Origin of the sequence: Leifsonia sp. McL0618, from assembly GCF_049994905.1 — a bacterium.
Classification (GTDB): domain Bacteria; phylum Actinomycetota; class Actinomycetes; order Actinomycetales; family Microbacteriaceae; genus Diaminobutyricibacter.
In genome coordinates this window covers 3,927,649-3,951,642 of sequence record NZ_CP188258.1, presented here as the reverse complement: position 1 = coordinate 3,951,642, position 23,994 = coordinate 3,927,649, and the positions used below count along the sequence as shown (strand labels likewise).

Below are 23,994 nucleotides of genomic sequence, written 5' to 3'. Positions count from 1 at the left end.
AGGCATCGAGTCCATCGGCGACTCCCACACCAACCGTCGCCGTCGCGGTACTGCCAATCGGCGAGAAGGTCCTGGGACAGCTTTCGTCCCAGCGAGGCAGCGCGCAGATCGGACCGTTCCCTCGAACAACCGACCGACTGGCCGTCTACGTCGTCTGCAAAGGCGCCGGAGAGATGAACGTCGCGATCCCAGGCGTCGGCAGTTTCCCCCTCGAATGCGACCCGTCCGGGTCAGACGAAGGTATCAAGAACGTCTTCGACGTGCGGTACGTCAGCACACTCACGATCAGCGGACAGGGCGACGGATCCGTCGTCTGGGGTCTCACGGCCACCGCGATCTCCTGAACCGTCACCGGGCCGGTCGCACCCTGAACGGCCGGTCCGCTGACGCTGCAATGCCCAGAGCATCGCGCCACATCCGATCGCGCGCCGAGCTCCCGGCGACGACGAGGACGTCGCCCGCCACGCGCGGACGACCGCGGGCGACATGTCGGCAAGCGGGTAGGCGCCGAGCTCGACGCCCCGGCCGTTCTCGCCCTCGATCCGGGGCAGAATCCACCGGGTGAGCGAATGCTCGTATTGGTCGCGGGTCCGCGGTGCGAGCACGGGGCGGGATTGCAGCCACGTCGCCGCGTAGTCGGCAAGGGTGTCGCGTCCGACCCGCGGGTCGAGGTAGGTTCCGCGGCGGCGGTCGGAGCGCTCCCCGGCGAGCCACGCGAGAGCGTCGGCGCGGGTCTCGAAAGTTCGCGGGGCGTTGAAGAGTTCGCCGTTGAAACGGTAGTAGGCGCGGTATCGGCCGGAGCGTTCCAGTCGGACGGTGCCGAGGTCGCTGGGGGCGCGTCGCAGAGTTGAGCGGGGCATTCGGGGACATCCTTTAGTGAGCCGGGAGTGCGCATGAGTGCGCACGGGCTGCGAAAGGGTCTTAACTCAACATCCGCGAGCGAGGCGAAAAACCTCGATTAATTGTTAATTCTTGAGCAACTCCAGACTTTGTCTCATGAGTGAGACCACGGAACTACTGGAGAGTCGGTCCGACACCTATCACTGGGCATCTCAAATAACTTGAGACTTGCGTGGGAAGGCACAGGAAAGGGCGCCTGACCAATGGGCGAGCGGGCTTTTCGCCCTTGCCGCTAGGCGGTCGCACTCAGCGCAGCCCATCGCTCGAATCGTGATCATCGATGGGACTTCACAGGCAGGCGTCCCAGTGACCTATGAACCGTCCTGATGGCGCGTCGTCGCGTCGAGGAACGCTTGCTCGAGGCGGGCGCTGCGCTCGGCGACTCTATTCCAGAACTGAGGGTGCGTTATCGCGAACAGGTCGTCGCGTTCGATGGCCCGACAGACGATTGCGCCCACGTCACGCGGACTGAGCACATCGGTGGACGCGGCGCGGTTGACGAAAGTCTCGAGGCCGGATTCCGAGACGGGATTTCGGTAACGCTGGCTATCACCGATGTTCGTCGCCACGGGCCCTGGCGCAAGCACGGTGGCGCGGACGCGGGAGCCCGATTCGATCAACTCGCGTGCAAGCACTTCGGTGAGCGCGGTCACACCGGCTTTGGTGACCGCGTACCCGCCAAGGCCCGGCATGGGAGCGAAGCCCGACATCGACGACGTATTGACGATGTGGCCGCCGTGCGCGTTCGATTCGAGAAGTGGCAGGAAGGCCTGGATTCCGTTGATCACACCGAAGAGGTTGACGTCGATGAGCCAGTGCCAGTCATCGAGTGTCATCCGGCTGATCGCGCCGCTGGGACCGACTCCGGCATTGTTCACGATGATGTCCACTGTGCCGAACTCATGAGCAGTATCGGAGGCGAGCCTTGCGACGCTTGCAGTATTCGCGACGTCGACATAGAACGGCTTCGCCCCGATGATGCGAGCCGCGCTCGCCGCAGTCTCCAGCGAAATGTCGGCGATCGCGACGTGTGCACCCGCCGCCGCTAGTTCCTGCGCGATGCCGAGCCCGATGCCGGATGCGCCTCCCGTGACGACGGCAACACGGCCCGCGATCTCGGTCATCGTGTCGCCTCGTTCGCTCGATGCTCAAGCCATCGCACGATCTCCGTGTGGTCCGAGCCGGTTGGGAGGCCATCTACCGCCTGCGACCAGACGCTGGCGACCTGGTCGCCGACTGAGCTCGGCAGGCCGACTGAGCGCGCGAACTCAGTGGCGATCCGGGTGTCCTTGACCATCAGGCGCCCCTCGAATCCGGAATCGAAGCGACCGTTGAGGATGAACTTCGGCCATTTTGCTTCGCTGGATCCGCTCCGGGCACTCGATCCGTTGAATACGGCCAGGGCCGCCTCGCGGCGTATTCCGGCGCGCTCGGCGATCACGATCGCCTCGCTCGTCATCCAAAGATGTGTGGCCGAGATCAGGTTGTTCAGTGCTTTGATAGCATCTCCTGCGCCGACGGGCCCGACGTGGTGGACCGAGCCCACTGCATCAAGGACTGGCCGGGCGCGACCTACCGCCGCGGCCTCGCCTCCGACCATCACCGTGAGAGATCCTGAGGCGGCGCCGCCTACGCCACCCGATACGGGGGCGTCGATGAATTCGATTCCGAGTGGCTTCAGCGTCGCAGCATGCGACTGAGACTCCTTCGGCTCGGAGGAACTCATGTCGATCACGATTCGGACGTTCCGAAGAGAGTCAGAAAAGATCAGCTCGTCGAGAACGGATGCGACGACGCGGGAGTCGGGAAGCATCAGTACCAGGGCATCAGCTTCGCGCGCCACTTCGATCGCGGACTCGCACGCGATGCCTCCGACGCGAGCCAGGCGCTCGCGCGCCTCTGCAGAGAGATCGAACCCGCGAACAGGCAAGCCGGCGGCGATCCATCGTGCGCTCATAGGCGTGCCCATGTTGCCGAGGCCGATGAGTCCGATCGTTTCAATCGAGGGATTATTCATGGCAAGTGCCTTTCTGGGGAGCCCCGATCACGGAAACGTGATCGTGCAATGGCCCATTGATCCGGGAGAAGCGGTCAAGGAGGTCGGGCTCGTGCCCCGCGACGACCACCGCGCTCGAGACCGTTTCGATGTCCTCGATGAGCTGGTAGGTCTGTCCCGCGGCCCGAAGGTCGGTCATGTGCGCGAACGGAGATCGGTCGCGGAGTTCCTCGTCGAAATGCACCGCGTCTGAGACCAGGACGACGACGCCGTCAGGGGTGTTCACCTGGACGATGAGCTGCCCTGGCGTGTGGCCGGGCGCGGGAATGAGCGTCAAACCGGGATGCAGCTCGACCGCATGGTCGATTGCGCGCACACGCCCGTTGGTTTCGGCAATCCAGAGCGCTTCCAGGTCGCCGGGTTCGGTCAGCCCCACATCTGTGGCTGACTCGTCGCGGCGGTAGTCCAGTTCCGCCTCGCTGAGGACGAAAGTCGCTCGATGAAGTTTCGCCAGCTGCCCAGTGTGGTCCCAGTGGGCGTGGGTGATCACGACCTCGCCGTCCCAGTCGGGCGTGACTCCGAACCAGGCCAGCACCCGCGCCGGATCGACCGTCGCGGTGCGACCGCGTCGTGAGGCCGCTGCGGTACTAAATCCGGTGTCGATGACCACCGTGCGAGTGGCCGACGAGACTATCCAGAAGTAGTAGTCGACGCGACGGGGTTCGTCCTCTCGGCCATCCCCCGGGTACCGATGCATTTCAGCGCGTGTGGAAAGGAGCGTCCCGTGGCGGACGATCGCCACCTGCCAGAGGGCCTCCGCTGCCATGATCACCACCTTCGTCGGTTCGATGACTGAGATCCTACAGCATTTATGAGTGTCACTCTCAATAATCGTGTATTGTGCTCGAGAGAAGGAGAACACACATGACGACGAAGTCTGGATTCGATGAGGATCGACTCGCAAACCTCCGCGCCATCGTCGAAGCCGACGTGTCCCGGGGCCGCTACTTCGGGACCTCGATCAAAGTCGCCCGGGCAGGCGAGCTGGTACTCGACCTCGCTGTCGGTCACGCCGATTCCGGCGGTAACCAACCGATCGCGACCGACACCGTCTTTTCGATCCTTTCGGTCACCAAAGCGTTCATCAACGTCCTGATCCTCCGTGCGATCGAACTCGGCCGGATCGCTCTGACGACCCGGATGGCCGAGATCATCCCCGAGTACTCCGGTGCACCGCGCGACCGAGCGACGATCTTCCACTTCCTCACTCACACAACGGGAGTCCCGGCGATGTGGGAGATGCGCCCGGGAATGTACTTCGACGACCTCGACGAGATCGTCGCCGCGGTCTGCCAGGTGGCGCTCGGTTCGAGCGAGCCCGGGAGCCGGTGCGACTACTCCCCGATGGCCAACCACGTTCTGCTGGCCGAAGTGCTTCGACGGATCGATCCGGATAAGCGGCCGATCGGCGAAATTCTGCAGGGGGACCTCTTCGGGCCCCTTCGGATGGTCGACACCGGTCTCGGCATCCGTGCGCACATGCGCGAGCGTCATGCCGTCCCCGACATGCGCGGCACCATCCCCGTCAAGGCGCTGTCGCGGCTTGTCCCGGGCGACAACGGTCTTTACGAAGCCGACCGCAATGAGGCCACCTGGATGGGCGCGGCATCGACCACCGGCGACTTGTTCCGATTCGCCCGGATGCTCCGAAACGGCGGCGAGCTCGACGGCGCCAGAATCCTCTCGCCGCGAACCATTGAACTCGCCCGTCGAAACTGGACCGGCGAGCTTCCCAACGAGCTCTACAAGGCAGTGGCACTCCGGAACGGTTATGCCGTTCCCCCCGCCTATCTCGGATTCGGATTCAGCGTGCGCGGCGAGGCACTGGTGCGCCACCAGTTCGGCACCCTCACCAGCTCGACGACGTTCGGGAACTACGGCGCCGGCAGCTCCATGTACTGGATCGACCCGGAACTCGACATCACCTTCGTCGGATTGTCTGCCGGGCTGCTTCCTCAGGCAGAGAACATCGAACGATTCCAACAGCTGTCCGACGCCGTGGTCGGCGCGGCCATCTGAAAGGCACTGAAGTGACTGACACCACTGTTGTCGACCCCGCACTGACCCTCTCCGAGTCACTGATCGCACAGTTGACAGAGCTCCTCGGCCCAGATGGCATCGAAGTCGACCGGCCCAAAGTCGACGAGTTCAAGGACCCGTATTGGGTGCCGGACGACGATACATATGCCGCCTCCGCCGTTGTGCAGCCGACCAGCACGGAACAGGTCCAGGAGATCATGCGACTGGCGAACGAATTCCTCGTCCCGGTCTGGCCGCACTCGCAAGGCCGAAACAACGGCTACGGCGGTCCTTCGCCCCGTGTGCGTGGTTCCATCCAAATCGGCTTCCGGCGGATGAACAAAGTGCTCGAGATCAACGAGGAGCTCGCCTATGCGGTCGTCGAGCCGGGAGTGCGGTGGTTCGATCTTCACGCGGCGCTCGAAGAGCAGGCGCCAGGGCTCACCCACTCCGTCCCGGACATCGGATGGGGAAGCCTGATCGGAAACTCGATGGACTCCGGCATCACATACATGCCCTACGGAGCCGACTACATGCTCCCGTGCGGAATGGAAGTCGTCCTCCCGAGTGGAGAGCTCCTGCGAACCGGCCACGGAGCGATCCCCGGTGGCAAATCCTGGCATGTCTACAAGCGCAACCTCGGGCCGACCCTCGAACCGCTGTTCATTCAATCGAACCTCGGAATCGTCACGAAAATGGGTGTCTGGCTGAAGCGCAAACCCGAGGCATACGCCCCACTCATACTGTCCATCGGCGAAGACGCCGACCTCGCTCTGGCGATCGACACCATTCGCGAACTGCGGCTCGCGGGGCACCTCGAGGGAGTCCCCTCCCTGTATCCGACACTGCGCGCCGCGGTCATGCTCACAGATGACCCGGTTGTCACTGCCCGGCGTCAGCTCACACCGGAGGAGTACCGCGAAATCGGGATCCGAACCGGTGTCGGTGCCTGGGCGGCCCGTGCCGCCGTCTGGGGCGATCGCGACATCGCTGAACTCAAGATCGCCAAGATCAAAGCGGCGTGGGAGAAGATCCCGAGTGGGCGTTTCGTTCTCAACCGCATCTATTCGCCTGAAGAATATGGCGAGATCACACTCGCGCACGAGAAGATCCAGGCCGGCATCCCGACCCTGAAAGCGGTCGAGCTCACGCCCGACCATGTCGGCCACGTCGGATTCTCGCCCGTGGTGCCGATGTCCGGAGAACAGGTGCGCTTCGTTGTCGACGAACTCCGTACCCGCATCCTCGCGCACGGCCTCAACTTCTCCGGTGGCATCCTCATCACCGGCGAACGGTCCTGCGTGATCGTCTGCGGAATGCAGTTCGACCATACCGATGGGGACAGCGTTCGGAACGCGATGAGCCTGGCCAAACTCCTTGTCAAAGAGCTCGGCGAACTCGGCTACGGCGAGTACCGAGCGCACCTCGATTTCATGGACCTCGCCTCGGACCAGTACTCGTTCAACGACCACGCCTATCGACGCTTCGTCGAATCGATCAAGGACGCCGTCGACCCGAACGGCATCCTCTCCCCGGGTCGCCACGGCATCTGGCCCCACAACCGACGCAACGAAAGGAGCGCGTAATGCCCACGACTCACGCGGTGGCCGCGCCGACCGACCTCACGGCCAGCCCGACCGAACCCGACCCGACCACCATTGGCCGGCTGCTTGTCCACTGCAGGGACCAGGCTGGCATCGTCGCGGCGATCAGCTCATTCCTCGCTGAACGCGGCGCGAATATCGTCGAGCTCACCCAGTACTCCACCAGCAGTGACAGCGGTGAGTTCTTTCAACGCACGGTCTTCCACCTCCCCGATCTGCAGGAGACCAAAGAGGATTTCGCCGTCCAGTTCGGCGAGCGGATCGCGAGCCGCTTCGACATGGACTGGACTCTGAATGACGCTGCCACACGCAAACGGGTCGCCATCTTCGTGTCGAAATACGACCACTGCCTGATGGACCTGCTGTGGCGAAGCCGGCGAGGAGACCTCGACATCGACATCGCGATGGTCGTGTCAAATCACCGCGACCACGGCGCCGCGGTCCGATCGTTCGGCATCCCCTTCTTCTACACGCCCCTCGACAAACAAGGGAAGGAGGCGATGGAGACGCAACAGCTCGACCTTGTGACAGGAAACGTCGACCTTGTGGTTCTTGCCCGGTACATGCAGATCCTCTCGACCGACTTCCTCGAGAAGGTCGGCGTACCGGTCATCAACATCCATCACTCCTTCCTGCCTGCTTTCATGGGAGCAAATCCGTATGCCCGCGCCAAGGATCGCGGCGTCAAGCTGATCGGCGCGACCGCGCACTACGCGACTCCGGACCTCGACGAAGGCCCGATCATCGAGCAGGACGTGGTCCGCGTCACCCACAGCGAGACCGCCGCGGAACTGCAACGCCGGGGCGCCGATGTCGAGCGGAGCGTGCTCGCACGCGCTGTCCGATGGCACAGCGAGGACCGCGTCGTCATCTCCGGCCGCTCCACAGTGGTCCTCACCTAGTTACGTCATCGTCGACAGAGAGCATCCATCATGACCGAGTCCCCCATCCGCCACGTCCCCACTGTTCCGTTCGACCCCTTCATCCCCAGGTACTCGGCGTTCGGCGGCTTCTATGAACCGTTCGAGTACACGGGCTGGGTCGATGAGAGCATATCGTGGAAGGAGACCTGCTACATCGGGGACTGGTCGCCGATGACGAAGATGCGACTCTCGGGCCCCGACGCCATCCGGTTCTTCTCGGACCACACCATCAACAGCTACGCGAAATTCGACATCGGTCAGGCGAAGCACGCGGTCTTCTGCAACCACAACGGAAAGATCATGGGCGAAGGCATCCTCATGCGAATCTCCGAGGACGTGTTGCACTTCACCAGCGGCTTCGCCGTCCCCTGGGCCATGTATCGCCTTCAGGCAGGCGACTACGACGTCGTCGCCGAGGACGTGACCGAGCAATACACGATCCAACAGGTTCAAGGGCCGGAGTCCCTTGCGCTGCTTGAGGAGGCGACCGGCGAGGATCTGCGCGACATCCGCTTCATGCGGTTCCGAACGGTCACGATCGATGGGATGAAAGTCGAGCTCCTTCGGCAGGGCATGGCCGGCGAAGTCGGATACGAGCTCCACGGTGTCTGGGATGAGGGCGCGGCCGTGTACGAGCGAATCTGGCAGTTGGGCCAGAAGCGCGGCATCCGGCGCCTCGGCGGCAGGACCAAAATGGTGAATCACATCGAGGCATGCTTCCCGACTCCCACCGTCGACTTCGTCCCCGCGTGGTTCGACGAGGGACTCGACGACTTCCGCGCCTGGGTACAGGACAAGTCCTATCGACCGATCGAGTTCTTCCGAAACCACAGCGGAAGCGTCGCCACCCCGGACGCCAGCGCCCTCTTCCGAACCCCGGTCGAACTGGGCTGGGGGAAGAGCGTGAACTTCGATCACGCGTTCCTCGGAGATGAAGCGCTCCGCGGCGAAGTCGCGGACCCGAAACGCATCATTCGAACGTTGGTCTGGGATAACGACGATGTCCTGGACATCGTGGCGTCGCTTTTCGACAAGGATGAGGTGCCGTTCAAACCGTTTGAATGGCCGCGGTCCTTCCTCGGCAACGTTGTGGCAGACCAGGTGCTCGTCGACGGCAGACAGGTCGGGAGTACCACCTCACGCTGCTACAGCTATTTCTTCCGCGAGATGATCTCGCTCGCGGTGCTCGATGTCGAGCATGCGGAACCGGGAACTCGGGTCGAGGTCGTGTGGGGTGATCCCGGAAGCAGGCAACGACGCGTCGGAGCAACGGTTGCGCCGGCGCCGTACAAAGAAGACCGCCGCCGCGTCGACGTTGCCGCTCTGTGACGGAATCGGGGCCATCCCGAACTGTGTCAACTAGAGTGTCGAGCGTGGATCGGGTGGTGCAGAAGCGGGGACGCGGGCGTCCGCGCGCCACTGACAACGCACGGATCAGTGAGGTCGCGTTCGAGCTGTTCGATCGCTCCGGATACGCAGAAACGACCATGACCGACATCGCGGCTGCGGCCGGGATCAGCGCGCCGACTCTGTTCCGATACTTCCCGACCAAGGCTTCGATCCTGTGGGACAGCTACGGTGACAGCGTCGATCGTTTCAAAGCGTTGCTCGATGCGCAGCCAGCCGATGGCCGGCTTCTCGACGTCGTCTTCTCTGCCTACCAACACATGTTGACCGACGAGCGCCCGAGTCTTCCGATCATCAAATCGCGCATCGCGCTGATCTCGAAAGAATCAGGGGATGTCGCCGCCGCTTGGGACAGCTACGAACAGTGGGCCGCCATCGTCACCCGCTTCGTCGCGGGGCGCCGCGGTCTCGCCGCCGACTCGCTCGAAGCCGAGGTCCTGGGCGGGACCATTTGGGCCGGACTGTGGTCGGCCATCGTCCATTGGTCGCACGGTCCGGATGACGACCCGACGGCCACACTCGCCAAAGCGCGGCAGTACCTCGTCATCGACTGAGCGGGTCGGCCTAGCCTGGAAGACCGGGCGGGTACTTCGCGAAGGCTGCTTCGGTCGCCGACTCGTGCTCCGCGACCATCGGCCACCACTCCGGGTGCGTGATCGCAAGAAAGTCGTTGTTCCGGATCGCGCGCGTGACGATGCGACCCGCCTCGCGTGGATCGATCCACCGCAATCCACTCGCCGCCTCTGAAGCTTCCAGATCGACGTCCGCAAGATTGCCCACCTGTCCGGCAGGTCGATGCTTCAGGCTCTCGCGGATGTTCGTCCGAACGGGTCCAGGCGCGAGGACCGTCACCTCGACCTGTGAACCCTCCGAGGCCAGCTCCATCGCCAGCACCTCGGACATCCCGAGCACACCGAGCTTGGAGGCGACATAGGGACCGAGGCCCTCCAGCGGCAGAAAGACGGCCATCGACGCCGTGTTCACGATATGGCCGCCGTGAGGGTTGGATCGCAGCGCAGGGAGAAAGGCGTGGATGCCGTTGACAACGCCGAAGAAGTTGACGTCCATGATCCACCGCCAATCGTCCAGGGTGAGGTCGGCGATGCGACCATCCGGTCCGACACCCGCGTTGTTGACGACGATGTCGATCTTTCCATGGATCGCGACGACGCTGTCGGCGAGGGCTTGGACGTGGCTCGCATTCGTCACATCCAGCGCGACCCCGGTCGCCCCGATTTCGGCGGCAACAGTGTGGGCTCGGTCGCCGTCGATGTCAGCGATCGTTACTGTCGCACCTTCGGCGATCAGCTGCTCGGCGATGCCTCGTCCGATACCTGACGCACCTCCGGTGACGATGGCGATTGTGCCGGCGATCTCAGTCATATCGTTGTTCTCCTCGAGGTGAACGGCCGGGGGCCGGTTCTGGCCCACCGCCTAGGATTGGAAGATGAGTCCGCGCCGCCCGCCCACGCTCCGCCAGGAACAGCAGGCCGCGACTCGCCAGCGGTTGCTGGATGCGGCCAGGGAATCGTTTGTGAAGACCGGCTTCATTTCGACGACGGTGGACGAGATCGCTGAGGCTGCAGGGACCAGCCGGGCGACCTTCTACTTGCACTTCAAGAGCAAGGTCGATGCTCTTGCGCACACGTGGCAAGAAGTAGATCTCCCCGAGGTTGACGCCCTCTTCAGAGAATTCGACCGAGGGGCTGACTTCACCTGGGCGGCCACGCGCCTCTGGGTCGACAGAATGGTTACTTACTGGGAGAACCACGGTCGAATTGCCCTGACAGCGAATCAAGCGCTGAGCCTCGAACCCGAACTCGCCGAGGACTGGCTGCAGGGGATGACGCGCGTCGCCAACGACATGCCCAACCTTCAGGCCAAGCTCGGGGGCGATGACGAATCGGTCACTCGAATCCTCGTGCGGGTCATTCAGATGGAGCGCACCCTCTATTTCTGGACGAACACCGCTTTTCCCTATAGTCGGGAACACCTGGTCAGCTCCTTGACCAGCGAGTGGGCGGTCGACGACGCGCACTAGTCGCGTCCGAACGCTGCGCCGAGGATCTCGGCGATGCCGCCGCGAGTCACCGGGCGGGGATTGTCTATCGGAAGTCTCGCGGCGACAACCTCGACGGCCGCGTCGAGCTGGTCCTTACGCAGCCCGATTTCCTTGAGAGTCCGAGGTGCGCCAACTCGTGCGTAGAGTTCCCGAAGGCCGGCGATCGGGTCGAGGGTCCCCAGGGCGACGCCGATCTGTGCCGTGACGTCGGGAACGGCAGCGGCGTTGAAGTTCAGGACGTGCGGCAGGATGACGGCGTGCAGCGGTGCGTGCGGAAGGTCGAATGCACCTCCGAGCGCGTGACAGATCTTGTGATGCAAGCCCGAGCCGGCGCCGGCAAATGAAAGGCCGGCCAGGAGCGCCCCGAAAAGCAAACGCTCCTGCGGCGGCTCCTTGTCGGAGTCCAGGGTCGAGAGGCCTCGACTAAGGGCTTCGATACCTGAGGATGCGAACAGGCTCAGGATCGGGTTCGCCCGAGGCGCCCAATACGCCTCCACACAGTGCGCCATCGCATTGAGCGCTGAGGCGACTGCTATCTCTTTCGGAAGATCGGCAAGGAGTCGGGGGTCGTAGACGACGGAGGCCGGGAGAACGCGCGAATCGGTTCCGGTCTCCTTTCTGGCCGCAGTCGTCATGCCCCAGACGGGAGTTACTTCGGATCCCGCATATGTCGTCGGGACGGCGATGATCGGAAGTCCCGTCGTGAGGGCGATCGCCTTCGCCGTGCCGGTGGTCGACCCGCCGCCGACGCTCAACAGCCCGTCGACCCCCAGTTTCAGCGCATAGCTTCGGGCTGCTTCCGCACTTTCGATCGGCACATGCTGCCTCACATCGGTGAAATGTCCAACCGTCGGCGCCCCGGCTGCGACCTCGCCGGCACGACCTCGTTCCCGGAGAGATGAGATCAGCAAGACTCTCGAGAGGTTGAGCCGCGCCGCCTCGCGAGCCACGTTCTCACGCGCCTGCCCGGCTTCGAAGACGATCTGGTCGGGTATCGATCCGAAGACGAAGCGGAGCGAGGGTAGATCAGGCATGTTCTTCGAGCCAGACGAGGATCGGCTCGATCGCTTCGTCGGAATTGGCTTCGAGCATCACCCCGTGTCCGTTTCCGACCACACCGTGCTCCTCGAGTCGAAGCAGCTCCGCGCGAGCGCCGGTCGAAACGAGGAAGTCGACGACTGGCGCGGCGCCGCCCGCGAAGGGTGAGGCTGGAGCGGCCACAACCACAATAGGCAGCCCGGCAAGACCGGGGATCGTCATTGATCCACGCTGGGCGACGAGCTCCTCCGGTCCGAGGATCGGGGGTTCTGTCGGAAGCGGTACGGCAGTCACCCCCCACGTGAGTGAGCCCAGTCCCGGAATGGAAGTGAAGGGAGGACCCATCGGTTCGATCGCGACAACAGCAAGCACCGAGGCCGGATTCAGAGTAGCGGCGAGCCAGCCGCCCACAGCGCCGACCGAGTGTGTGATGAGGACCGCCGGCCCGGTCCGGTCGAGAAGTTCACTCAGACGACGACCGTCGATGTCGTTGGCGGCTGCGAAGTCGGCTGCGATGAAGCCGGCGCTGGCGGCAAGCTGAGCGATCTCGTACCCCTCAGCACTCCGCGCCCACGGCCACTGGGTGTGCGCCTCCGCCAGCACAGGGTTTGCGAACACGCCGATGGTCGATTCGAATCCTCCAGGCGCTCCCGGTTCTCCGAGAACGTCCGGATGGTGTGGTGATCGTCCGTGGCCCGGCCGATCGACGACATAGGTCGGATACCCAGCTCGCACGAACGCATCAAGCCACCCGGGGCGACCGTCTGCGGTCGTCATCCAATCGGTGCCCTGACCACCGCCCCCATGCACGAGGATCAGCGGCGGGCGATCAGTCGCATCTGCGGGCGCCTCCCAGTGCACGTACATCGGACCGCGTTGGATCGTGCCGAACGCGCTCGGCGTCGGATCGCCTTCGATCCAGAATGACCCGCGCCGAATTGTGACGGCGGCCCGCTCTGACAGGTGCGGTGCCGAATTCATGAGTGCGCTCCCGTCAGTGACGGTGACCGCACCATGTCAAGACCACTCAGAAAAGCGCGTTGGCCCTCGAGGGTTTTCGCTGCGTCTCGGAACGGTTGCACCTGAGCGTCGACCACCGCTGGGTCGGTCGTGTCATAGACGAGCGTCTTGAAGTACGTGGCGTTCGGCGACGACACGTGCGAGAAGACACGCGATCGCTCCTCGGCGTATCGGTCGAGGAGTTCGTCGCCGGCCTCACCACGAAGGACTGCAAGGAGGACTTCCTCAAGGAGCAGGACGTCGTAGAGCCCGGTCGTCAGCCCGAGGCCGCCGGTTGGATTGGTGAGATGTGCAGCGTCGCCGGCGAGTACGACATGGCCGGATCGCAACGACGAAGACAGGCGCTGGTGCATGCGATAGGGCCGGAAATCGACCAATTCGACTGATGCGTCCGCGCCCAGCAACCGATCGAAGTGTTGGGGAATGCGATCGGCAACGGTTGATTCCGGCAATTCCAGGGACTCCTGATAGGTGCAACGCCAGAGTCCATCTGGTGTGATCTGAGCGATGATGCACCCGATCTCGGGGTCGATGTACATGTTCGAGGACTTGAATCCTCTGCTCCGGAAGTCGAACCGAACGTTGGTGGCGACAAATCGTTCCCCCCACGTCGTTCCCTCCAGGGATGCGCCGATCGAGGCTCGGACGACACTGTGCCCTCCATCCGCTCCGACGACGTAGCGAGCTTCGAGCGCCTGCGAGACGCCTTTCACCTGAAGATGCACGGTTGCCGTCGCTTCCTGGTCATCGATCGTCACGACTTCCGAGTTGGAACGGACGTCGACGTTGTCCAGATCGGCGAGGAGTTCAGCCACGAGGCTGCAGTACTCACCCTGCCCCAGATGGATGTTGAAGGGGAACGGATCGATTCCGTCCAGGGCGGTATTCGGGATGCTGATCACTTCGCCGGTCGAAGCGAGGTGAAGGTTGAGTCCCTCATCATCACGGAAACCACGCTTGAGCATGCCTGCTACCAGTCCGAGCCGATCGAGATCGGGGAGCAGCGGATGTAGGTAGACCATCGCACGCGGTGAAAGGTTGATCTCTGCGTCGCGCTCTACTACGACGACGTTCACCCCTGCCCTGCCCAGCGCCAAAGCCAAGGTGAGGCCCACCGGACCGGCTCCGACGATCGCAACGTCTGTCTTTTCCATCGGCTGTGTCTCCCTTGATCACACCGGGTTCGTTGAGCAACCCGTCGTGCCAGTGTACAAGACGCACGTCTATTCGCTAGACTCGTGTCTTACGAACTGCGCAGGCATAGTTCGGGCGCACATCACGCGATTCAACGAAGAATTGATCGGAGCACGACCACATGAACACAACATTCGACTATCACGACAGGGTGGCCCTGGTCACCGGCGCGGGCTCGGGGATCGGGCGCGCAAGCGCTCAAGCGTTCGCCGACAGTGGCGCAACCGTCGTCGTTGCCGACATCAACGAGGCCGGCGGAACCGAGACGGTCGCCTTGATCGAAGCGGCCGGAGGACGTGCGGAGTTCGTCTCGGTCGACGTCGCCGACGAGACTGGCGTGAATGATCTGGTCAACGGTATCGTCGAGCGGCACGGCCGGCTCGACTTCGCACACAACAACGCCGGGATCGAGGCGACGAATGTTCCGCTCGCCGAGCTGTCATCCGACGAGTGGCGACACGTCATCGACGTCGACCTGACATCCGTCTTCTATTGCCTCAAAGCCGAGATCCCGCAGATGGTCGAAGCCGGCGGCGGGGCCATCGTCAACACGGCCTCTGTCTCCGGTCTCATCGGCGGATATACGCTCGCTTGCTACACGGCTGCCAAGCACGCGGTCGTCGGACTCACCAAGGCGGCCGCGATGGACTACGCAACGCAGAACATCCGAATCAACGCCATCTGCCCGGGACTCATCGACACCCCCTTCATAGCGGCACTCCCGCGGCCGGCAATCGATCGGCTGCTTCTCTCGACTCCGATCGGCCGGATGGGACGACCGGAAGAGATGGCACAGGCGGTTCTATGGCTCTGCTCGGACTCGGGCTCGTACATGCTCGGTCACGCACTCGCTGTAGACGGTGGCGTCGCGCTCGGGGGAACCGGGACCCGCTTCGACGACCTCTTCTGATGGGGCCAGAGACCGTGTCGAACGTCGACCCCATCGACCGGGCAGAGGCAGAGCGCGATGTGACCGCGCGGGTCATCGACAGTTTTGCCGCTACCCCCGATGAGCGGTTTCGATTCATCCTGCAATCCCTGACCGAACACCTGCACGCGTTCGTCCGCGACGTCAGGCTCACCGAGGCCGAGTGGGAGAAGGGCATCGACTTCCTCACCAGGGTGGGGCAGATCTCGGACGATCGACGACAGGAATTCATCCTTCTGTCCGACGTGCTGGGGCTCTCGATGCTGACGATCGGGATCAACCACCCGGTGGTCGCGGGGGCCACCGAGTCGACGGTGTTCGGGCCGTTCTTCCTCGAGGACGCGCCCCGGATCGCGCTCGGGGGAGACATTTCCGGTGGCGCGTCTGGAGAGCCCTGCTGGGTGTCAGGCCGCGTCACCGGCATCGACGGTGAGCCCATCGCCGGCGCCCGTATCGAGGTCTGGGAGGCCGACGACGAGGGGCACTACGACGTCCAGTACGAAGACGAGCGGGTCGCAGGTCGCGCGCATCTCTTCACCGGCGACCAGGGTGAGTATCGGTTCTGGGGACTCACCCCCACTCCGTATCCGATTCCCCACGACGGTCCGGTCGGTGAGCTGCTCGACCACGCTCATCGCACACCGATGCGTGCTTCACACCTGCATTTCATGGTTACCGCTCCCGACTACGGCCGACTGGTCACCCACATCTTCGTGGCGGGTGACCCCAGGCTCGAGACCGATGCGGTCTTCGGGGTCAAGGAGTCGTTGGTCAAGCACTTTTCACCGCACACCGCTTCCGAGCCCACCCCGGACGGGCGCGTCGTCCACACCAGCTGGAGCGATGTCGTCTTCGACATCGTCCTCAGTCCCGAGCGCTGACAATCAGCCCGCACAGAAAGTACCGACTATGACAGTCGTTCACGACACGTTCACACTCACTCCCGAGATCATCGATCGTTTGGTCGCAATCGTCGGGCGCGATGCGGTGATCACCGACGCCGCAGCGCTGCGAGAGTACCGTGACCCCTACAGCTATCGCGAGACCGACGAGTTCGACGCGGCCGCGGTGGTCAGCCCGACCACCACGGAACAGGTTCAGGACATCGTCCGTCTTGCGAATGAGGTAGGCATCCACCTCTGGACGATAAGCCAAGGTCGTAACAACACGTATGGGGGACCCGCGCCACGTCTCCGCGGGTCCGTGATCCTGAGCCTGCGCAACATGAACCGGGTGCTCGAGATCGACACCGAGCTGGCGTACGCCGTCGTCGAGCCAGGGGTCCGTTGGTTCGACCTCCACGATGCGCTCGAGGCGGACGGTGGCGGCCTGTGGTCTTCGATCCCAGACCTCGGCTGGGGGAGTGTCGTCGGCAACTCCGTCGACTACGGGATCGGGTACTCGCCCAATGGCGATCACGCATCGCAACTCTGCGGCATGGAGGTCGTCCTACCCGACGGGGAGGTCCTTCGAACGGGAATGGGGGCGATGACGGACAACCCGACATGGCACACGTACCGGCACTCGTTCGGTCCGAGCGTCGAAGGCCTGTTCAAGCAGTCGAATCTCGGAATCGTCACCAAAGTCGGAGTGTGGCTCCTGCCTCGGCCGGAACAGTACAGCCCGTGCTGGGCGCTCTTCTCGGGGCTGGACGTCCTCAGCAATGTCATCGACTCGATGAGATGCCTCATGCTCGACGGGGTCATCACCAATCTGCCCATGTTCATGCGCGGATTGGAGCTCGGAGCTGACGGGTCGATGCAACTCGTTCCTGGCGGGAACGGATGGAGTGCTCGCTTCGCTCTCTATGGGAAGCCGGCCATCGTCGACGCCAACTTCGACGTCGTCGAGGAGGCTCTCGGTTCGATCGACGGTGTGACGCTCTTGCGAAAGGACTTCGCTGGGACCGACCACGACGGACCCTCGAACCACGACGAACGTGTGCAGAGGGGGATACCCGACATGGATCTCCTCAACCCTGCGATGCTCCCGTTCGGCGCAGAAACGGCTCATCTGGACCTCTCGCCGTTGAGTACCTCGCGTGGGTCCGAGGTCCGACGTGTTCAAGAACTGATGCGAGACCTGTACGCCGAGTTCGGACTGTTCTCCGTTGGCGGCATTCTGCTGAGCCCCCGAAGCGCTCTCCATATCTCCACCACGTTCTACGACCCGCGCGAACTCGATCAGACGCAGGCGGTATTCGCGGCCTACGGCGCGATGGTGGACCGCCTCGCCGAATCCGGGTACGTCCCGTATCGCACCAACCTGCAGAACATGGATCACGTCCAGTCGAAATTCGACTTCGGCGGCGGAGCGCAACTCAGGTTCGCGGAGGCGATCAAAGACGCGCTCGACCCGAACGGCATCCTCGCACCCGGCAAATCGGGCATCTGGCCGCGCCACCTCCGGCGCGCGTGAAGACTCCGACGGCACACGTCGTCGGACCACCTCGGGCGGGGCAATCACCCGCCCGACAATCCGAACAAGAAGGAGGGGTCATGGCTGACCCAACAGGCAAATGGAACGTCGTGATGTCGTCTCCGATGGGCAAACAATCGTTCGTCGCCGACTTCCACGTCGACGGCGACGTGCTCACGGGCACCACGGACAGTCCGACAACGGGCACGGCTGAGATCAAGGACGGCAAGGTCGACGGCGACACCCTGACCTTCGGCGTGGACCTCACCAAGCCCATGTCCCTGAAAATGTCGTTCAACTTCGTCCTCGACGGAGACACCCTGACCGGCAAGGCCAAGGCCGGCCTGTTCCCTGCGGCAAAAGTCAAGGGCGAACGCATCTGACCGACGCGCGTCGAGGACGTGTCCCCCGCACGAGAATCGACGCGCGTCCCACCTCAACGAAGAGAGAAGCAACACATGTCCGACGACCTCAACGAGGCGAACCACCGTGTCTGGCCGCAGTCGGAGTACGTTCCGCACGACGAGCGCCCCGTTCAGTACCTTCTGAACCACTGGACCTTCGGTGGGCGCGCTCATGCATGGGAATACACAGGCTGGCGCGATGAAACCCAGTCCTGGAAGAAGACCGCGTACATCCACGGCCACCTCAACCCGTCTCCGACCACAAAGATCTCTGGACCCGACGCACTGAAGTTCTTGCAGGCGATCTGCGTGAACAGCTTCCAGAAATTCCAGGTCGGCGCCGCACGTCATGCAATTCTGACGGACCACTTCGGCAAGGTGGGAGCACACGGAATCCTGATGCGGATGGCCGAAGACGAGTTCATCTCGTTCTGGCTCTCTCCATACCTGGATTACCGTGCCACGCAGTTCGAGGATCTCGATTTCGAACTCGACTACCTGACCGGCGAGACGTTTCTGTTCCAGATCGGCGGCCCGAAGTCCCTCGAGATCCTGGAAGACGCCACCGAGGAGAACCTCCATGACGTCGCGTTCCTTCGACACCGTCCTACCCGTATCGCGGGAACCGAGGTGACGATTCTGCGCATCGGAATGGCGGCCACGCTGTCGTATGAGATCCACGGTCCTATCGAGGATGCTCAGAAGGTCTACCAGGCGATCTACGACGCCGGCCTCCCGCATGGAATTCGCAAGCTCGGCGTCCAGGCCTACATGTGCGAGCACACCGAGGGAGGTTTCGGTCAGGCGTTCTACCACATGCCCTTAGCGTGGGGTCCGGAGGATCCCGGCATCTTCACCTTCATGAAGATGGTCGGATTTGACTTCAGTGAGGTCGTCTTCACCGGTAGCGCTGGCCAGGACACCTCGCGCCGGTTCCTCAGTCCGTACGACCTGGGTTGGGGCCATATGGTCAATTTCAACCACGAGTTCCCGGGTCGAGCCGCACTCGAGGCGGAGGCAGCTGCCAATAGGACGACGATGGTCACTCTGGTCTGGAACGCTGAGGACGTCGCCGAAATCGTCAGCTCCGAATTGCGCGGCGGTCCGGAATACACACCGATGATCATTCCGAACGATTTCATGTACCAAGTCGGGTACCCCGCAACCACCACGGGTGTTCTGCGGGCGGACAAAGTGTTGGTCGACGGAGAAGACATCGGCACCACGTCGGGGCGGACATTCACCCTCTGGTCGCACGAAACGATCTCGCTCGCGTGGATCGATACCCGCTACGTGGACGAGGGGACCGACGTGACGGTTCTCTGGGGTGACGAAGGTTCGAATCAGAAGGAGATTCGCGCGAAAGTGGCACGGTTCCCTTACCTGATCGACCCGGTTCGCAACGAGAAGTTCGACGTCTCGGCCATCCCGAGCAAGTACCCGGTGACGGTCTGAGCGACGGGTCGCGGGTGGACATGCCTACTCGCGACCCGTATTATGAGAGTCACTATCAAAAATGGTGAGGGGTCGACGATGACAACAGACAGCAGCGCAGCGACAGCGACGGAGCGGGGCGACGCTATGCGCCGTCGCGTGCTTGGCGACGCACATGTGGACCGCTCGCGAGGAAACGCGACAGACTTCACCCGGCCTCTCCAGGACTTGGTTACGCAGTACTGCTGGGGCGAGATCTGGAATCGCCCAGGCCTGGAACCCCGTCTCCGCAGCATGCTCAACCTGGCCATGCTGACTGCGCTGGGAAAGATGGACGAATTCGCCTTACACGTCAAGGGTGCGATCCGAAACGGCGTCACTCACGACGAGATCCAGGAGATCCTGCTTCAAGCCGCGATCTACTGCGGTGTTCCTGCAGCGCTCGAGGCCACGCGCACCGCGCAGAACGTGCTCGGCGCACTGGAGAAGGAATAGCGTCGTGGCGACACGGATCATCGACGGCAAGGCAACTGCGGACGACGTCCGTGTAGAAGTCGCAACGGCAGTAGCGGCATTCACGCATTCGACGGGCACCACGCCGGGGCTGGCCACCATTCTGGTTGGGGATGATCCGGCGTCGGAGGTCTACGTCCGCAACAAGCGCCGAGCTGCGAGCGCTGCCGGGATAGCCGATCTTCACGTGCACCTTCCCGGAGACGCGGCCCAGGATGAGGTCATCCGCGTCGTTGACAAACTCGCCGCAGATCCGGCCGTCTCCGGCATCCTGGTTCAATTGCCGCTTCCAGACGGGCTCGACGCCGCGGCGATCATCGATCGAATTCCGTGGCAGAAGGACGTCGATGGGCTGACCACTACCAGTGCAGGACTCCTCGCCCGCGATCAGATCGGGCTCCGGCCGTGCACGCCGAGCGGTGTGCTAACCCTCCTTGATGCTCACGAGATTCCGCTCGCCGGCGCCGAGGTCGTCGTCGTTGGACGGTCGGAACTCGTCGGACGCCCACTCGCCCAGCTCATGCTTCATCGGCACTCAACGGTGACGACGGTGCATTCACGGACACGGAACTCCTCCGACGTTATGAGGCGCGCCGACATTCTGGTCGTCGCAGCCGGGATCCCCGGTCTGATCGGACGGGAGCACGTGAAGAAGGGCGCAACCGTGATCGATGTGGGAATCCACCGCGTCGGAGGGCGACTCCGCGGCGACGTACGATTCGATGAACTTCTCGGCCACGCATCACATCTCACTCCTGTGCCCGGGGGTGTCGGGCCGATGACGATCGCCGAGCTTCTTCGCAACACCCTTCGGGCTGCGGAAATCCAGCGTGCGTGACGCGGCGTACTTCAGGTTCCGAGATACGTGCCGAATGCCCTGCGATCATCACACGCGATGAGGCTCAGGAGTTGATCCGGTGAGGGACACGGCTGAGGACGAGCGACTCGAGCTTCTGACCTACGACATGGGCGCCGGAAGCCTTGGACTGACAATGCTCCCGATTCGGATCAGCCCGTGGCGACTCCGACCCGCTGCTGATGCCGAACGCGGTCGGGGAGGCAACGAACGCTCGCTTCCACCGCGCTGAGGTCACTGACTCAACGCGCGGAAGCCGAACCCGGTTGAGAAAAGCCCAACAAGCTTGTGAGGGCGCCTTTTGGCTTATCTTGTTTAGGTCTTCAATGGCTTGGCGAGTATCCGGTCGTCTTGGTCGCATTCGGTGCATCCGAATGACTGTCGCCGGTGCTGGACGGTCTGATGAGTGAGATGGTTGGCTGCCAGACAACGCCAGTGGAACTTGGTGTCGCTGGGGAAAACTTCTCGCGGTTCGAGAGGCCCGTTCTTGTAGGGGTGGAACTCGAGGACCATGACGGGTTCCTGGGAGGCGAGGTCGGTTACGCCGGGCACAAGGCGCCGGCGTGCGCAGACGGAACAGCCGATGCCTTTGGTCCGTCGCTCGATGCGCTGTGGGTATTCGTGCCCGAAGTCGCATATCCACCACATCGTCTCGCGTGAACCGTGGGTGAAGTGCTCGGGTCGCCTGTCGCCGTGGCGGGCCGGGTGCCAGTGCTTCGCAACGTCGGGGTGGGTGCACGTGAGGTTGTCGCCTTCCGTGGCGTTCCTCTCCTTCTGGCATTCCGGGCACATGTCGAGCTTCACCCTCGCGACCACTCGCATGGAGTAGGTGTGGCCGGCACCGCATTTCCAATGGAGCTTATATTCGCTGTTCGCGGTCAGATGGAGCGCGTCACGCGTTGAGTCGTCTAGCTCAGCAGCGACATGCGGATGGGTAGTGGTGAGGTCCGTGACACCGGGCAGCACGCGTCCGTAGCACCATGGGCATCCGGTGTGGTTGAGTACGCGGTTGTTGACGGTTGCCCAGTAGCGGTGGCCAACCGGGCACGTCCAAGCGAGTTCACGGGAACTGGCGTGACTCACGTCGATGGCCGTGCAGCGAGAGAGCACCTCGTCGATTTCGGCACCGACCGCGGGGTCGAAGCTGTGGAGGTCGTTGATGCCGGCGACTACCGTGCGTCCGCTGCAGATGGTGCACTCGGGAGTCCGGCGGAGCCGACGGTCGCTGTCGACGAGCTCGTGGACGATGGTGTGGTGACCCGCAGCGCACAGGAACGGGACGGTGGCGCGCGCGAGGGTCTCCATGCCGAGAACGCGGCTGACTTCGTTGCCGCTGCGCCGTACCGTATCGATGTCGTCCTCGGTGAACGCAAGGTAGTCGGCGAAGGGCTCCAGCAGCTTCCTCCGAGGGAGGTTCGGGTCGGCGGGCTCAGCAGCCAGCTAGGCGTCGGCGATGCGCGCCGAAACTCGGAGGTCGTGCAGGTGGAACGGCTCGTAAGGGGTTTGGGTGACCCACGCGTGTCGGAGCGCGGCGAAGGTTGGCCGAAGGTAGAGCCACACGGCGCGAACGACCGTCTTGTCGTCTCGACCCAACACGTTACGCACCATCTCGTTGACGCGCTCCCACCCCGCCCGGTAGTCGCTCGGGTGTGCGAACAGCGCTCCGAGGAAGTCCTGACGGGTGAGGTGCGCTGCGAGGCGAACAGCGTCGATGAATGCTTCGGACTCTGCGCCGGGCAGTGACAGGCCGGAGGGAACCTGCGTGAGCGCGTCGACAAGCACCAGGTAGAGGCGGGTGTCGATGCGTTTGCGTCGCCGGAGCTTCTTGAAGACGAGTGCCGCGTCAACGTACTCCTGAGCAACCCCGAACTGATGCCCGCCGCTGAGCCCGACCCAGCGGCGGTGATGGACGCAGACCACCTCCGCTTTGAATCCGCGGGTCACGAGCGACTCTCGATACCCAACTACGTTCAAGTACTGGCGTACTGTTGAGTATATAGATATAGTTACTCGCACATACCAATACCCGAGCAGTACTGCGAGAGGTGCATGTGATCTCGGAGAACGGACAGCAAACGCTCCAAGTCCTGATCGATGGATTGCGGAGCATGGCTGATGAACTCGAACTCCTTCGCAACGTTGATCCTGAGTCAGCGGGCGAGCGAAAGTTAGCTCCTATGCGCGAGGAGGGCGTTTTCGACCCTGAATTCGATTCGGCACCCGTGACCCCACTCGTGAACGGCGACCGCGAGCAGAAGGACTGGTGCGGACTCATATTGTTCGGGCAGCTCTACGCGTTGAACCGGCGACGAGGGCGCGGCGCGACGGCAACGGAACGTCTTACCATCGCCAAGGCTGCCGGCTACACAGATAATCGTGCCTGGTCGGGCTGGCCCAACACGTGGCACGACGACGAGGCAGGCGGTCGTTGGATCGACAACGACGGCCTTGGCTTTTTGCGCCACTACTACAACGAAGTGAGACGAACCGCGCCCGACGACCTTCCTCTGCTGTCCAATCAAGAAGGAAGCTAGGGCGATGCTTGCCGAAGAAATGAAAGTCGAGACGCCGCTTGCGCTGGCGGAATTGGAAGACCGCACCATCTATTCGGGCCACGAATACGAGAATCAGTGTTCCGATTGTGGGGTGACCGAAGCTGACCCGTGGTATCCGATCGAAGACATCATGCTCGTGAGGCACTGGACGAAGACCAGCGAGCCCGAAGGCGGCACATGGTGGTGGTACTGCCCCGATCATTTCGATCGGCGAGGCGACAGATGGTGGGCGAACAGCCATCTCGCGCCTGCCGAGTTGCTGCCAGAGGAGAAGCATTTCTGTGCGCGTTACATCGGCCTGAATTCGGTTTGCGGTTCGCCCGCGATCGAACCGTTTGACGGAGTCTGGGTGTGCGAGACCCATGCGGTGACCGAGCGAGTGAATCGGCGGATCGCCGAGCTACTCTCTTAGGGTTACACCTGGCGATACGCCTGCTGGGTGACGGCTGGTGCTGGTCCTCGATGACGCGCCCGTGCTAACCATCTGTGTGCCAATTCACGCGCGAGCGAACACCTAACACTTAGGATCCAAGGAATAGGCGGGCTCTGCGCAATGTCTGTGTCCACGTCCGCCGCCACGATCCGAACGCAAGAGGAGACAACGAAGATGGGCAGACGGCGAAACAACCCAGAGTTGGTCCAAGAGTTGATCGACCGGAGGTG

25 protein-coding genes are annotated in these 23,994 nt (G+C 63.1%); 15 read left to right on the top strand and 10 right to left on the bottom strand.

Annotated features, from left to right (window positions below; genetic code table 11):
- Positions 1-230: 230 nt before the first annotated feature.
- From ACPPVQ_RS18965 to ACPPVQ_RS18950, 4 genes are all read right to left on the bottom strand, one after another.
- Positions 231-860 (bottom strand): hypothetical protein, encoded by a 630-nt coding sequence (locus tag ACPPVQ_RS18965; RefSeq protein ID WP_426516821.1) that lies wholly within the window; start codon positions 858-860, stop codon positions 231-233.
- Between the two features lie 351 nt (positions 861-1,211).
- Complete coding sequence (locus ACPPVQ_RS18960; RefSeq protein ID WP_426516819.1) at positions 1,212-2,024, bottom strand: SDR family NAD(P)-dependent oxidoreductase; 813 nt, start codon at positions 2,022-2,024, stop codon at positions 1,212-1,214.
- Complete coding sequence (locus ACPPVQ_RS18955) at positions 2,021-2,917, bottom strand: NAD(P)-dependent oxidoreductase (RefSeq protein ID WP_426516817.1); 897 nt, start codon at positions 2,915-2,917, stop codon at positions 2,021-2,023. The genes ACPPVQ_RS18960 and ACPPVQ_RS18955 overlap by 4 nt, the downstream gene beginning before the upstream one ends.
- Positions 2,910-3,722, bottom strand: coding sequence for an N-acyl homoserine lactonase family protein (locus tag ACPPVQ_RS18950; RefSeq protein ID WP_426516815.1), 813 nt, complete (start codon positions 3,720-3,722; stop codon positions 2,910-2,912). Before ACPPVQ_RS18950 ends, ACPPVQ_RS18955 begins: the two co-directional genes overlap by 8 nt.
- A gap of 98 nt (positions 3,723-3,820) precedes the next feature.
- On the opposite strand from ACPPVQ_RS18950, the gene ACPPVQ_RS18945 reads away from it, so the two are divergent.
- The 5 genes from ACPPVQ_RS18945 to ACPPVQ_RS18925 are packed head-to-tail and all read left to right on the top strand — an operon-like array spanning position 3,821 to position 9,463.
- Positions 3,821-4,975 (top strand): serine hydrolase domain-containing protein, encoded by a 1,155-nt coding sequence (locus ACPPVQ_RS18945; protein WP_426516813.1) that lies wholly within the window; start codon positions 3,821-3,823, stop codon positions 4,973-4,975.
- 11 nt (positions 4,976-4,986) lie between these two features.
- Positions 4,987-6,561, top strand: coding sequence for an FAD-binding oxidoreductase (locus ACPPVQ_RS18940; RefSeq protein WP_426516811.1), 1,575 nt, complete (start codon positions 4,987-4,989; stop codon positions 6,559-6,561).
- The gene (purU, locus tag ACPPVQ_RS18935) at positions 6,561-7,481 is read left to right on the top strand and encodes a formyltetrahydrofolate deformylase (protein ID WP_426516809.1); all 921 of its coding nucleotides are present in this window, start codon (positions 6,561-6,563) and stop codon (positions 7,479-7,481) included. The genes ACPPVQ_RS18940 and purU overlap by 1 nt, the downstream gene beginning before the upstream one ends.
- Positions 7,482-7,511: 30 nt before the next feature.
- A complete protein-coding gene (locus tag ACPPVQ_RS18930) occupies positions 7,512-8,831 on the top strand; it encodes a glycine cleavage T C-terminal barrel domain-containing protein (RefSeq protein ID WP_426516807.1) in 1,320 nt (439 codons plus the stop codon).
- 44 nt (positions 8,832-8,875) lie between these two features.
- Positions 8,876-9,463 (top strand): TetR/AcrR family transcriptional regulator, encoded by a 588-nt coding sequence (locus ACPPVQ_RS18925; RefSeq protein WP_426516805.1) that lies wholly within the window; start codon positions 8,876-8,878, stop codon positions 9,461-9,463.
- A 10-nt stretch (positions 9,464-9,473) separates the two neighbouring features.
- Here the strand turns inward: ACPPVQ_RS18925 and ACPPVQ_RS18920 are convergent, their stop codons facing one another.
- Positions 9,474-10,292, bottom strand: a complete 819-nt coding sequence (locus ACPPVQ_RS18920) for an SDR family oxidoreductase (protein ID WP_426516803.1) — start codon at positions 10,290-10,292, stop codon at positions 9,474-9,476.
- Positions 10,293-10,356: 64 nt separating this feature from the next.
- Between ACPPVQ_RS18920 and ACPPVQ_RS18915 the strand changes: the two genes are divergently transcribed.
- Positions 10,357-10,950, top strand: coding sequence for a TetR/AcrR family transcriptional regulator (locus ACPPVQ_RS18915; protein ID WP_426516801.1), 594 nt, complete (start codon positions 10,357-10,359; stop codon positions 10,948-10,950).
- On the opposite strand, the gene ACPPVQ_RS18910 is transcribed toward ACPPVQ_RS18915, so the two are convergent.
- From ACPPVQ_RS18910 to ACPPVQ_RS18900, 3 genes are read right to left on the bottom strand one after another with little or no spacing between them, the layout of a single operon-like run.
- The gene (locus ACPPVQ_RS18910) at positions 10,947-12,005 is read right to left on the bottom strand and encodes a maleylacetate reductase (RefSeq protein WP_426516799.1); all 1,059 of its coding nucleotides are present in this window, start codon (positions 12,003-12,005) and stop codon (positions 10,947-10,949) included. The genes ACPPVQ_RS18915 and ACPPVQ_RS18910 overlap by 4 nt on opposite strands.
- Entirely contained in the window at positions 11,998-12,990 is a 993-nt protein-coding gene (locus ACPPVQ_RS18905) for an alpha/beta fold hydrolase (protein ID WP_426516797.1), read from the bottom strand. Before ACPPVQ_RS18905 ends, ACPPVQ_RS18910 begins: the two co-directional genes overlap by 8 nt.
- Positions 12,987-14,183 carry an FAD-dependent oxidoreductase gene (locus ACPPVQ_RS18900; protein WP_426516795.1) on the bottom strand — a complete coding sequence of 399 codons (1,197 nt, stop codon included), beginning with the start codon at positions 14,181-14,183 and terminating at the stop codon, positions 12,987-12,989. Before ACPPVQ_RS18900 ends, ACPPVQ_RS18905 begins: the two co-directional genes overlap by 4 nt.
- A gap of 161 nt (positions 14,184-14,344) precedes the next feature.
- On the opposite strand from ACPPVQ_RS18900, the gene ACPPVQ_RS18895 reads away from it, so the two are divergent.
- The 7 genes from ACPPVQ_RS18895 (at position 14,345) to ACPPVQ_RS18865 (ending at position 20,758) form a co-directional block, all read left to right on the top strand.
- Positions 14,345-15,133 (top strand): glucose 1-dehydrogenase, encoded by a 789-nt coding sequence (locus tag ACPPVQ_RS18895; protein WP_426516793.1) that lies wholly within the window; start codon positions 14,345-14,347, stop codon positions 15,131-15,133.
- Complete coding sequence (locus tag ACPPVQ_RS18890) at positions 15,133-16,032, top strand: dioxygenase (RefSeq protein ID WP_426516791.1); 900 nt, start codon at positions 15,133-15,135, stop codon at positions 16,030-16,032. The genes ACPPVQ_RS18895 and ACPPVQ_RS18890 overlap by 1 nt, the downstream gene beginning before the upstream one ends.
- A 28-nt stretch (positions 16,033-16,060) precedes the next feature.
- Positions 16,061-17,569, top strand: coding sequence for an FAD-binding oxidoreductase (locus tag ACPPVQ_RS18885; RefSeq protein WP_426516789.1), 1,509 nt, complete (start codon positions 16,061-16,063; stop codon positions 17,567-17,569).
- An 80-nt stretch (positions 17,570-17,649) separates the two neighbouring features.
- Complete coding sequence (locus tag ACPPVQ_RS18880) at positions 17,650-17,952, top strand: hypothetical protein (protein ID WP_426516787.1); 303 nt, start codon at positions 17,650-17,652, stop codon at positions 17,950-17,952.
- A gap of 75 nt (positions 17,953-18,027) precedes the next feature.
- Positions 18,028-19,428, top strand: coding sequence for a hypothetical protein (locus tag ACPPVQ_RS18875; protein WP_426516785.1), 1,401 nt, complete (start codon positions 18,028-18,030; stop codon positions 19,426-19,428).
- A 78-nt stretch (positions 19,429-19,506) separates the two neighbouring features.
- Positions 19,507-19,902 (top strand): carboxymuconolactone decarboxylase family protein, encoded by a 396-nt coding sequence (locus tag ACPPVQ_RS18870; RefSeq protein WP_426516783.1) that lies wholly within the window; start codon positions 19,507-19,509, stop codon positions 19,900-19,902.
- A gap of 4 nt (positions 19,903-19,906) precedes the next feature.
- Complete coding sequence (locus ACPPVQ_RS18865) at positions 19,907-20,758, top strand: bifunctional 5,10-methylenetetrahydrofolate dehydrogenase/5,10-methenyltetrahydrofolate cyclohydrolase (RefSeq protein ID WP_426516781.1); 852 nt, start codon at positions 19,907-19,909, stop codon at positions 20,756-20,758.
- 333 nt (positions 20,759-21,091) lie between these two features.
- On the opposite strand, the gene ACPPVQ_RS18860 is transcribed toward ACPPVQ_RS18865, so the two are convergent.
- Both ACPPVQ_RS18860 and ACPPVQ_RS18855 read right to left on the bottom strand, forming a co-directional pair.
- Positions 21,092-22,081 carry a zinc-ribbon domain-containing protein gene (locus ACPPVQ_RS18860; protein WP_426516779.1) on the bottom strand — a complete coding sequence of 330 codons (990 nt, stop codon included), beginning with the start codon at positions 22,079-22,081 and terminating at the stop codon, positions 21,092-21,094.
- Between the two features lie 135 nt (positions 22,082-22,216).
- On the bottom strand, positions 22,217-22,720 hold the full coding sequence (locus ACPPVQ_RS18855; protein WP_426516777.1) for a hypothetical protein: 504 nt from the start codon (positions 22,718-22,720) through the stop codon (positions 22,217-22,219).
- Positions 22,721-22,884: 164 nt separating this feature from the next.
- Here ACPPVQ_RS18855 and ACPPVQ_RS18850 point away from each other — a divergent pair, with 164 nt between their 5' ends.
- Positions 22,885-23,310 carry a hypothetical protein gene (locus ACPPVQ_RS18850; RefSeq protein WP_426516775.1) on the top strand — a complete coding sequence of 142 codons (426 nt, stop codon included), beginning with the start codon at positions 22,885-22,887 and terminating at the stop codon, positions 23,308-23,310.
- Positions 23,311-23,314: 4 nt separating this feature from the next.
- Positions 23,315-23,743 (top strand): hypothetical protein, encoded by a 429-nt coding sequence (locus tag ACPPVQ_RS18845; RefSeq protein WP_426516773.1) that lies wholly within the window; start codon positions 23,315-23,317, stop codon positions 23,741-23,743.
- The last annotated feature ends 251 nt before the right edge of the window (positions 23,744-23,994 follow it).